The 11,029-nt window shown below is 61.4% G+C and carries 9 protein-coding genes; 7 read left to right on the forward strand and 2 right to left on the reverse strand.

Annotated features, from left to right (window positions below):
* Window positions 1–28: 28 nt before the first annotated feature.
* Both M2360_RS21415 and M2360_RS21420 read right to left on the reverse strand, forming a co-directional pair.
* Window positions 29–835 carry a phosphodiesterase gene (locus tag M2360_RS21415; RefSeq protein ID WP_280777419.1) on the reverse strand — a complete coding sequence of 269 codons (807 nt, stop codon included), beginning with the start codon at window positions 833–835 and terminating at the stop codon, window positions 29–31.
* A 239-nt stretch (window positions 836–1,074) separates the two neighbouring features.
* Window positions 1,075–2,433 (reverse strand): aspartate aminotransferase family protein, encoded by a 1,359-nt coding sequence (locus tag M2360_RS21420; protein ID WP_280777420.1) that lies wholly within the window; start codon window positions 2,431–2,433, stop codon window positions 1,075–1,077.
* Between the two features lie 194 nt (window positions 2,434–2,627).
* Between M2360_RS21420 and M2360_RS21425 the strand changes: the two genes are divergently transcribed.
* The 7 genes from M2360_RS21425 to M2360_RS21455 all read left to right on the forward strand — a co-directional run bounded on the left by M2360_RS21425 (window position 2,628) and on the right by M2360_RS21455 (window position 10,971).
* Window positions 2,628–3,986 carry a glutamine synthetase family protein gene (locus M2360_RS21425; RefSeq protein WP_280777421.1) on the forward strand — a complete coding sequence of 453 codons (1,359 nt, stop codon included), beginning with the start codon at window positions 2,628–2,630 and terminating at the stop codon, window positions 3,984–3,986.
* A 109-nt stretch (window positions 3,987–4,095) separates the two neighbouring features.
* The gene (locus tag M2360_RS21430; protein ID WP_280777422.1) at window positions 4,096–5,763 is read left to right on the forward strand and encodes an amidohydrolase; all 1,668 of its coding nucleotides are present in this window, start codon (window positions 4,096–4,098) and stop codon (window positions 5,761–5,763) included.
* Window positions 5,764–6,010: 247 nt separating this feature from the next.
* A complete protein-coding gene (locus M2360_RS21435; RefSeq protein WP_280777423.1) occupies window positions 6,011–7,096 on the forward strand; it encodes an ABC transporter ATP-binding protein in 1,086 nt (361 codons plus the stop codon).
* 4 nt (window positions 7,097–7,100) lie between these two features.
* Window positions 7,101–8,021: an ABC transporter permease gene (locus M2360_RS21440; RefSeq protein ID WP_280777424.1), complete on the forward strand. Its 921-nt coding sequence runs from the start codon at window positions 7,101–7,103 to the stop codon at window positions 8,019–8,021.
* Window positions 8,014–8,820: an ABC transporter permease gene (locus M2360_RS21445; protein ID WP_280777425.1), complete on the forward strand. Its 807-nt coding sequence runs from the start codon at window positions 8,014–8,016 to the stop codon at window positions 8,818–8,820. Before M2360_RS21440 ends, M2360_RS21445 begins: the two co-directional genes overlap by 8 nt.
* A gap of 15 nt (window positions 8,821–8,835) precedes the next feature.
* On the forward strand, window positions 8,836–9,870 hold the full coding sequence (locus tag M2360_RS21450; protein ID WP_280777426.1) for an extracellular solute-binding protein: 1,035 nt from the start codon (window positions 8,836–8,838) through the stop codon (window positions 9,868–9,870).
* A gap of 69 nt (window positions 9,871–9,939) precedes the next feature.
* Window positions 9,940–10,971 carry a histone deacetylase family protein gene (locus M2360_RS21455; RefSeq protein ID WP_280777427.1) on the forward strand — a complete coding sequence of 344 codons (1,032 nt, stop codon included), beginning with the start codon at window positions 9,940–9,942 and terminating at the stop codon, window positions 10,969–10,971.
* Window positions 10,972–11,029: the final 58 nt, after the last annotated feature.

The following is an 11,029-nucleotide window of genomic DNA, read 5'->3' on the forward strand; positions in this document are numbered from 1 at the left end:
CCGGATCAATGGCGATCCGCGCAACTTTCTAATACCAATCGCCGCGCTCCGCTTCGATCGGCATCAGCGACGGCGCGCGATGCATAAAAGCGTCATTGTGGATGATGGTCTGCTCTTCTGTGAGATGAACGACCGCATAGGCTGGCGGCTCGTCGCTATAGACCGTCGGCACTGATCCGCCCACCAGTGGCAGTTGGTGATTGGTCGAGGGCAGGGCGGAGTAGCCGATACCGCGCCAGACGCCGGAGACGGCGCGGTGGCCGTGACCAAAGAAGATATGCCGGACATCATAGCCGGAGAGTATGCCTGCGAAATCCTCGGGATCATCGAGCATGATCTTGTCCATCAGCGGATGGGCTATGCCGAAAGGCGGGTGATGCATGAAGAGATAGACCGGCTTGCCGTCGGCCGCATCCAGTTGTTCGGCCAGCCATTCGCGCCGCGCCGGGCAATAGAGGCCGGCCGACGATGGCGGTCCCTTGAGCGTGTCGAGGAACAGCAGCGTCCGCCCGTCCGCCTCGATGGCGAACTGGACGAAGCCGTTTTCATCCACGGGGCGGTCGGAGAACACGGCGCGGAAATTCGCCCTGTTGTCATGATTGCCGAGAATGAGATGGCAGGGCAGGGGGAAACGCGCGAGCCGCTCCTTGAGCCTTTGGTAGGACGCTTCATCGCCCTTGTCGGTAAGGTCGCCAGTGATGGACACGAAGGCGGCGTCGGCGTGATGCGCCTCGATATCGACGAGACAAGCCTCGAACCGTTCGAAGGGATCGAGACCCCAGAGCGCGCCTCCCTCAGGGAGAATATGAAGATCGGTGACGTGGATGAACTTCATGTGCGTCTCCCGTGTCAGGCTTGCGTGTGGGTAGCGGATGTAGGCGTCAGGGATGTGACAGGCGGGACTGGCTCAGGCTGGCGGGCGTGCGAGGCCCCTCATCCCCCTGCCGGGACCTTCTCCCCGCGCATGCGGGGAGAAGGAGGCTGTGGCAAGGTGCGCGCTCTATGGCCCTTCGCCCCGCTATTGCGGGGAGAAGGTGGCGGCAGCCGGATGAGGGGCCAGCCGCAACTTTGCTCTTACTTCCACTCTTTCCAGGCCGCATCCAGCGCAGCCTTCAGCGTCTTGGCCATGAAGTCCACTTCCTCTTCGGTGATGATCAGCGGCGGCGAGGCCAGCATGCGGTCCCCGGTGGCGCGCAGGATCAGGCCGTTTTCGACGCAGTGATTGCGCACCCAGGTGCCGATTGCGTCGGGTTTTTCGAAGCGCTCGCGGGTCTTTTTGTCCTTGGCCATCTGCAGGCCGGCCATCAAGCCAACAGCCTGGGTTTCGCCGACGAGATCGTGATCAGTGAAAGCATGCCAGGCCTTGGCGAAATAGGGGCCGATGTCGTCGCGCACGCGCTCGACCAGCTTTTCCTCTTCAATAATGCGGAGATTTTCAAGCGCGGCGACGGCGCAAACCGGATGGCCGGAATAGGTGTAGCCGTGGTTGAAATCGGTCTGCATGATCACACTTGCGACGCGGTCGCTGACAAGGACGCCGCCGACGGGCAGGTAGCCCGAGGACAGGCCCTTGGCGACCGGCGCCATATCCGGCTCGAAGCCGAAATGCTGATGGCCGAACCAGCTGCCGGTGCGGCCGAAGCCGCAGATGACTTCATCGGCCACCAGCAGGATGTCGCGCTCCTTGCAGATGCGGGCGATTTCGGGCCAGTAGGTCGAGGGCGGCACGATGACGCCGCCAGCGCCCTGGATCGGTTCGGCGACGAAGGCCGCGACATTTTCCGCGCCCAATTCGTCGAGCTTGGCTTCGAGTTCGCGGGCGACCGTCACGCCGAACTCTTCCGGCGTGAGATCGGCGCCCTCCGCATACCAGTAGGGCTGGCCGATATGGTGGATCTTCTCAATCGGCAGCGAGCCCTGCTCATGCATGTATTTCATGCCGCCGAGGCTGGCGCCGGCGACGGTGGAGCCGTGATAGCCGTTGCGGCGGGAGATGAAATGGGTCTTTTCCGGCTTGCCGAGCGCCGCCCAGTAGACGCGCGCCATGCGGAACCAGGTGTCGGTGGCTTCCGAGCCGGAATTGGTGAAGAAGACATGGTTGATGTTGGGGCCGGCATGGGCCGTCACCTTCTGCGCCAAGAGCGCGGTCGGCGGCGTCGTGGTGCCAAAGAAGGTGTTGTAATAGGGCAGTTCGTCCATCTGCGCCCGCACGGCGTCGGCGATCTCGGTGCGGCCATAGCCGATATTGACGCACCACAGGCCGGCGAAAGCGTCGAGATAGCGCTTGCCGTTGGTGTCGATGATGGTCGATCCCTCGCCGCGGGCGATCACGCGGGAGCCGGCCTCGTTCAGCTTCTTCATATCCGAGAAGGGATGGATATGGTGGGCGGCGTCGATGGCGGCGATGTTGGAGAGCGCGGCGGTTCTGGTCATGTCATTCCCCCTTGCCGCAGAAAGCCCTCCCGGCTCCGGAGGGATGCAAGGCGGGGCATGCGGCGGTTTTGCCTGATTGAAAGGCGACGTGTTATCAGCTACCAAATTGGCCTGACTTCCCGATTTTGGCAAGAGATCTCCGGCTTTTTGCCCGTTTTGCCAGACAAACCTGCTCAGCGAGGCCCAATTCCATCATGACATCATCCAGACCGGACGCCGGCACTTCGAACCCCGCGACGCCGCCGCGCATCGAAATCCTTCTGGTCGACATGAATGGCCGCCTGCGCGGCAAGCAGATCCCGATCGAGGCCGAAGACAAGGTCTGGAAAGGCGCCGTGCGGCTGCCCGCCTCCACGCAATCGCTCGACATCTGGGGCGATGACAATGACGATCTGACCCAGATCTCGTTGACACTCGGCGATCCCGACGGCGCCGTCATCGCCGACCGCGCCAGTCATCGGCCAATGCCCTGGGCGCCGAAGGGATCGAGCCAGACGCTCGCCACCATGCATACGCTCTCAGGCGCGCCGCATTTCTGCGATCCGCGCGCCAAGCTGGCTGCGATCCTCGAGCGCTTCAAGGACAAGGGCCTGACGCCTGTGGTGGCCACCGAGCTCGAATTCTACGTGATGGAGGGATCGAGCCGCGAAACCGGCGTGCCCATGCCGCCGTCGATCCTTACCTGCAAGGGCGTGCCCAACGGCTTCCAGCTCTACGAGATGGACGCGGTCGACAGCATGCAGCCCTATCTCGATCTCGTGCGCGCTTATTGCGCCGAGATGGGCCTGCCGGCCGACGCCACCACGGCGGAATTCGGCGCTGGCCAGTATGAGATCAACCTCAACCACAAGGCCGACGCCATGGCGGCGGCCGATGACTGCATCTATCTCAAGCGGGTGGTCGAGCAGGCGGCGCGCAAGATGGGGCTCAAATCCACCTGCATGGCCAAGCCCTATTCCGACCAAGCCGGCTCCGGCCTGCATGTGCATGCGAGCCTGATCGACAAGGACGGCCGCAATGTGCTGGACGCCAAGGGCGGCGAGCCTACCCTGCTCAAATCCGTCACCGCCGGCATGCTGAAGACCATGCGTGAAAGCCAGTTGCTGTTTGCGCCCTTCGCCAATTCCTATCGCCGATTCCAGCCGAGTTCGTTCGCGCCTGTCGATATCGACTGGGGCTTCAGCCATCGCGGCACCGCCGTGCGCATTCCGGAAAAGGATGGGCCGGGCGCGCGCGTCGAGCATCGGGTTGCCGGCGCCGACGCCAATCCCTATTTTCTGCTGACCGCCATTCTCGGCGGCATGCTGCTTGGTCTGGACGAGACGCTCGATCCCGGTCCGGCGACTTCGCCGGAAGGCGGTCCTGAAAATCCCGAGCGTTTGACGCATGACTTCCTGACAGCGGTCGAGGCTTTCGCGTCCTCCGCCTTCATTGGCGACATTCTCGGACGCGATTACCAGAAGCTCTATGCCGACACCAAGCGCAAGGAAGCGCTCACCTTTCTTCGCACCGTCTCCGACTTCGACTACCGCACTTATCTGCCGCGGATTTGAGAGGTCTGAGCCCCGATCTTTTTTAGGCGTGCGCCCTCTGGCGCGCGCCTGTGGTTTTTATGGGGATCTGCTAAGCCTAACCAGAATCAGCCAGCCTTCGGAGTCGCTCATGTCCGGCATCACCCCCATCCTGATCGAAAACGCGTCCATCCTGACCATGGACCCGGCCAATCCGCGCGCCGAAGCGGTCTATGTCGCCGACGGCAAGGTCGTTGGCGTGGGCTCAAATGCCGACATGCGGGCGATTGCGGACAAGAGCGCCCGGATCATCGACGCAGGCGGCAAGACGCTGACGCCCGGGCTTTCGGAAAACCATCTGCACCTCTTCTCCGGCGCCGCAGAGCTCGACCATCTGCAGCTCGCCGGCGTCGAAGGTTTCGAGGCGCTCAAGGAAAAGGCGCTCGCTTACGGCGCCGCTATGCCCGATGAAGCGGTGCTTTACGGGCAGGGCGCCAATTACACTGTCCTGGGCGACGAGCGCATGACGCGTCATCACCTCGACCGGATCTTCCCGGAGCGCCCCTTTGCGGTCTTCGCCCATGATCATCACACGCTCTGGGCCAACACCAAGGCGCTGGAATTCGGCGGCTTGCTGCATGGGCTCAAGGTTCGTCCGGGCAATGAAGTGGTGATGGGCGAGGACGGGCTTGCGACCGGTGAGCTGCGCGAGATGGAGGCCTTTGGTCCCCTGTTGCGCGCTTCGGGCTTCGAGCGCTACCGGCTGGGGCTCGCCACCGGCGGCGAGCCCGATCCCTATCCTGAAGGCGACGAATACGAGAAGGACATCGCCGTGATGCGGCGGGGGCTCGATTATTGCGCCCGGCACGGCTTCACCTCGCTGCAATGCATGGACGGCAATCTTTATCAGTTGGAACTGCTCGCCGAGATCGAGAAGCGCGACGGCTTTCTGCCGCTGCGGGTGCGCATTCCCTTCCACTATAAGAGTTTCATGGATCTGCCGATGCTGGAAAAGGCGTCGGCGATGGCGGAAGCCTACAACTCCGATTTCCTGTCGTCCGGAACCGTCAAACTGTTCCATGACGGCGTCATCGACAGCTGGACGGCAGTGATGCTGGAGCCCTACGCCAACAAGCCCGACGCCTATGGCGAGAGCCTGTTTGAGCCCGACCAGTTCCGCGACGTGGTGATCGAGGCCGACCGCCGGGGCCTGCAGATCGCCGTCCACGCCATCGGCGATGGCGCGGTGCGTGCCGTGCTCGACGCCTATCAGGAGGCGCGCGAGGTCAATGGCCCGCGCGACAGCCGCCACCGGATCGAGCATATCGAAGTCATCCATCCAGACGATATCTCGCGTTTCCAGGAATTGGGCGTCATCGCCTCGATGCAGCCCGCGCATGCGCCCGGGGTGATGTCGCTGTCGCTCGAGCCGACGATTTCGATGATCGGACGCGATCGGTGGCCCTATTCCTATGCCTGGCGGACGATCAAGGACGCCGGCGCGCATATCCCCTTCGCCTCGGATTGGCCGGTGTCGCCGATCGATCCCCTCTATTCCGTGCAGGCGGCGATGACGCGGGACAAGTGGCAGGACAGCGATCCCGAACAGCGTTTCACGCTTAAAGAGGCGCTCGCGGCCTATACGGCGGAAGGCGCTTATGCCGAATTCGGCGAAGATCGCAAGGGCATGATCAAAATAGGTTATTTTGCAGATCTCACTTTGTTCGGCGCCGACCTCGAAGCCCGCGATCCAGAGGATATTCATGGCGTCTCGCCGGCGCTCGTCATCTGCGGCGGTCGCGTCACCTATTCGGCCTGAGGCCCTCGCAAACGCTTTCGCGTCTCAGACTAAAAAATTTTAGGTCTGGGGCGCCGAAAACAGAGTTGTCAATTTCGTTTCGCTGTGGTCAGTTAACTGGGCGATCGCTGAAAACAGCATTTCAAAAATTGAGAAAAAACAAAGCGATCCGGGGAACATCTTCATGCTGGCGCCTCATCTTGGAGGCTATTTGCGTGGGCGGAGAGCGTCATCACGATGCGCACCGAAACCTGGGATGTGAGTCAGAATGAGTGACACAATCGCGATCGATATTCGCGGCGTTACAAAATATTACGGCCATGGCGACTACCGCGTGGCGGCCGTGCGGGAGGCCAATCTCTCGATCCGGCAAAATGAATTTTTTACGCTTTTGGGGCCGTCTGGCTGCGGCAAGACCACGCTGCTCCGAATGATCGCCGGTTTTGAGTTTCCGCAGGAAGGCGATCTCATTCTGTATGGCGAAAACATCGCCGAGATGCCGCCCTTCCAGCGGCCGATCAATACGGTTTTCCAGAACTACGCGCTTTTTCCGCATATGTCGGTGGCCGACAATATCGGCTTCGGATTGAAGATGCTCGGCAAGCCGAAGGCGGAGATCCAGGCGCGGGTCGCCCAGATGCTCAAGCTCGTGCGCATGGAGCATCTCGCCGGCCGCGCCACCAGTCAGTTGTCCGGCGGCCAGCAGCAGCGCGTGGCGCTCGCCCGGGCGCTTGCGCCGGCGCCAAAGGTCCTGCTGCTCGACGAACCGCTGTCGGCGCTGGATTACAAACTTCGCAAGGAAATGCAGGTGGAGCTCAAGCGGCTCCAGGCCGAAACCGGCATCACCTTCATTTTCGTGACGCATGACCAGGAGGAAGCGCTGACGATGTCGGACCGCATCGCGGTCATGTCGGCGGGCCACATCCTGCAGGTCGGCGCGCCGCGTGATATTTATGATCGGCCCGCGGATCGCTTCGTGGCCGATTTCATTGGCGAGACGAATTTCCTCAAGGGCAAAATCGACGCGACCGAGGGCGCCGGCGCGAAAGTGGATCTTGCTTGCGGCGTGGCGCTCACCGGGCCTCTGCCCGAGGGTGCGTCCGTCGGTGATGAGGTGACGGTGATGATCCGGCCCGAACACAGTCGTCTGAGCCGGGAGGGTGGGACGCTTTCGGGGGAGGTCGCCTCAATCGTCTATTTCGGCACCGACACCTATTACAATCTTCGCCTTGTCGACGGCTCGACATTCACCGTTCGTCAGCAGAACCGGCCCGGCGAGGACAGCGCCGTCGAAGAAGGCCAGACGCTTGCCGTCACCTTCCCGGACGCGGCGATCCGCGTGTTGAGGGGCTGAGACCATGGCGCGTCACGAGGCTCTCATCGAGGCGCAGCAAAAACGGGATGTTCGCAACCGCTGGCTTTTGTCGCTGCCGGCGTTGTTGATCATCCTGTTTGCCGCCACCGGCCCGCTGCTCATCGTTCTGGTCTATTCTTTCCTGACGCCGGGCGAATATGGCGACGTGGAGTGGACATTCTCGACCGAATCCTGGGTCGGCGTAGTTCTGCAACGGGACATTTTCGACGATACGCTGACCATCGCTGATGCCCATGTGTCGATCTTCCTGCGCTCGGTGCAATTGTCGGTGCTGACAACGCTGCTGACGCTGTTTCTGGGCTTCCCGACCGCCTATTTCATCGCCACGCGCCCGGCGAGCAGCCGTGATCTCTGGGTGTTTGCGATCACCATCCCGTTCTGGACCAATCTGCTCATCCGCACCTTTGCGATGCTGGAGGTGATCCGCAATCAGGGCCTCATCAACACTCTGCTGATGAAGTTCGGAATCATCGGCTCGCCGATCCAGATGCTGTTTACCGACGGCGCGATTCTTGCCGGCATGGTCTATGTCTATCTGCCGCTGATGGTGCTGCCGCTCTACGCCAGTATGGAGAAGATCGATTTCCGGCTGGTGGAAGCGGGATACGATCTCTATGCCACGCCGTTCAACGTGCTCCGGCGGATCATTATTCCGCTGGTCAAACCGGGAATGATTGCGGGCTCCATTCTGGTCTTCATCCCCTCGCTTGGGGCCTATGTGACGCCCTCCATCCTTGGCGGCGGCAAGAACCTGATGCTCGGCAACCTGATCGAACTGCAATTCGGCCAAGGGCGTAACTGGCCTCTTGGCGCGGCGCTGTCCATCGTGATGATGGCGCTGGTGATGGTTGCGCTGATCGCCTATGTCAGAAATTCAGGCTCGATGGAGAAGAGCCATGGCTAACCGGCTGTTTGACGTTCGCCGCCAGCGTGGCTTCACCACGATCGCCTTGTTCTCCTTCTTCGCGCTCTATGTGCCGATCGCGGTGCTGGTCGTGTTTTCCTTCAACGCCGGTGAAAGCATCTCCGAATGGGGTGGTTTTTCGCTGGATTGGTATCGGTCCGCGCTTGGCAATATCCAGGTGATCGAGGCGGCGGGGCGCTCCTTCCAGATCGCGACCGTCGCGGGTCTTGTCGCAACCGCCGTGGCGACGCTTGCCGCCGTGGCCATGACCCGCACCGCGCCCTATCGCGGCATGACAGCGAAATACGCCTTCCTCAACCTGCCGCTGATGGTGCCTGAAATCGTCACGGCCGTGGCGCTGTTGATTTTCTTCTCGCGGCTCAAGATGTGGACCGGCTATTCCGGCATGGGCTATCTGATCGCCGCGCATACGGCCTTCTGCGTGCCCTTCGCCTATCTGCCGGTGCGCGCCCGACTTGAAAGCATGGACACCACGCTCGAGCGGGCGGCGGCGGATCTCTATGCGACGCCGGTCAAGGCCTTCCGCTACATCACACTGCCGCTGCTCTGGCCGGGCATCATCGCGGGCTTCATGCTGGCCTTCGTGATCTCGCTTGACGACGTCGTGATCACCGAATTCGTCAAATCCGGCGGGCAGGATACGCTGCCGACCTATATGCTCGGCCAGATCCGCCGCGGCACGACGCCTGAGGTCAACGCCATTTCCACGATGTTCCTGCTGCTGTCCTTGGTGGCGGTGACCATCTTCTTCTTCATCAACAGAAAACGCAGTTCATAAAGGAAGGGAACCAAGATGACACTGGGACGGAAAATGCTGGCGGGCTTCGCCATGCTGATGGCGTCGGCGAGCTTTGCCCATGCCGACGGAGAATTGCACATCTACAACTGGGGCAACTACACCAGCCCCGAACTGATCAAGAAATTCGAGACGACGTATAACGTCAAAGTCACCATCACTGACTACGACTCCAACGACACCGCGCTTGCCAAGGTGCGCCAGGGCGGCACCGGCTTCGACATCGCCGTGCCCAGCCAGAGCCACCTGCCGATCTGGATCAAGGAAGGCCTGATCCAGGAAACCGATCCCGGCAAGATGGAGAACGCCAAGAACATTTCTCCCGAATGGGCCAATCCGGACTTCGACCCCGAGCGCAAATATTCGGTTCCGTGGCAGTGGGGTTCGGTTGGCGTGGTGGTCAACACCGACGTCTACAAGGGTGCGGCTGACAGCTGGGGAATTCTGTTCGATCCGCCGGAAGAGCTGAAGGGCAAGATCAACATCGTGCCGGAAATGTCCGACGTCTTGTATGCGGCTATCGCATACAATGGCGGTAAGCTCTGCGAAACCGACAAGGCGATCTTGAAAAAGGCCCGCGACACGCTGGTCAAGGCCAAGCCGAACTGGGTGGCGATGGAATACAACACCATCGAAAAGATGACGGCGGGCGATTTCGCCGCCACTTCGGACTGGAACGGTTCGGCGCTGCGCCAGCGGCTCGCCAAGCCGAACATCCATTATTTCTATCCGAAGGAAGGCATCACCTTCTGGTCCGACAACGTCGTCGTGCTGAAGGAAGCCAAGAATGTTGAAAACGCCAAGCTGTTCCAGAACTTCATCATGGATCCGGAAAATGCGGCGATGATCTCGGCCTTTGCGCGCTATTCCAACGGCATCGCTGGCTCCGACAAGTTCATGCCCGCCGACATGAAGGGCGCCCCCGAACTCAACCCGCCGGCCGAAGTAAAGGCCAAGGCCGAGTTTATGAAACTCTGCGATCCCGCCACGCAGGATCTCTACACCAAGATCTGGACCGAACTGCAGAAGTAAGGTCCGACTCATCATCGCCCGCCGCGGCAAAGGTCGCGGCGGGTATTTGATTCAACGGAATTCCGCGCCATGAAAACGATTTTCTCGCCCCGTCATCTGGGTCACGCCAACAATCTGGAACTCGTCGCCGGCGCTATCGTGCCCGCCTTCGAGATGCCCTCGCGGGCACAGTTCATCCATGAACGCATCCTGGACGTCGGGCTCGGCCCGATCCTCGGTCCGGACGATTACACGCTCGACACCGCCGCCCGTGTCCATCGTAAGGACTTTCTCGACTTCCTGCCGACCGTCTATCCGCGGTGGAAAGAGGCCGGGCGCGACGGCACGGCGCTGCCCTTCACCTGGCCGACGCGCGGTCTTCGCGGCGATGTCGTGCCTGATTTCATCGACGGCGCGCTCGGCTATTACTCCTTCGACGCCGGTATCGGCATGGTCGAAGGCTCGTGGGATGCGATCAAGTCGTCGCATGACGTGGCGCTGACGGCGGCCGCGTTGGTCAAGGGCGGCGAGAAGGCGGCGTATGCACTCTGCCGTCCGCCGGGCCATCACGCCGGCGCGGGTTTCATGGGCGGCTATTGCTTCATCAACAACGCCGCCGTCGCCGCGCAGTGGTTCCTCGATCAGGGCGCGTCGCGGGTGTCGATCCTTGATGTCGACTATCACCACGGCAATGGCACGCAAGAGATCTTCTACCGTCGCAAGGATGTGCAGGTCATCAACTTCCACGCCGATCCGATGCAGGAATATCCCTATTTCCTCGGCCACAAGGACGAGATTGGCGAAGGCGAGGGCGAGGGATTCAACCTCAACTATCCCATGCGTTGGGGCACGACGTTCGACGTCTGGAACGAGGCGCTGGAAGACGGTTGCCGCAAGCTCGCCGACTATGCGCCCGACGTCGTGGTCGTCTCGCTCGGGGTCGATACATTCGAGAAGGACCCGATCAGCAAGTTCAAGCTGACGACCGAGGACTTCCCCAAGATCGGCGCGCGTATCGCCAGGCTCGGCCTGCCGACGCTCTTCGTCCAGGAAGGCGGCTATGCAGTGGCCGATATTGGCGTCAACGCCGTGGGCGTGCTGCAGGGTTTTGAGGACGCATAAGATCGTGGGCTGGCTCGCGCCGGCCCTTCTTATCTTTGACTGTTCTAAATTTCGCAGA

This window comes from Rhizobium sp. SG_E_25_P2, assembly GCF_029892285.1.
Taxonomy (GTDB): domain Bacteria; phylum Pseudomonadota; class Alphaproteobacteria; order Rhizobiales; family Rhizobiaceae; genus Rhizobium_E.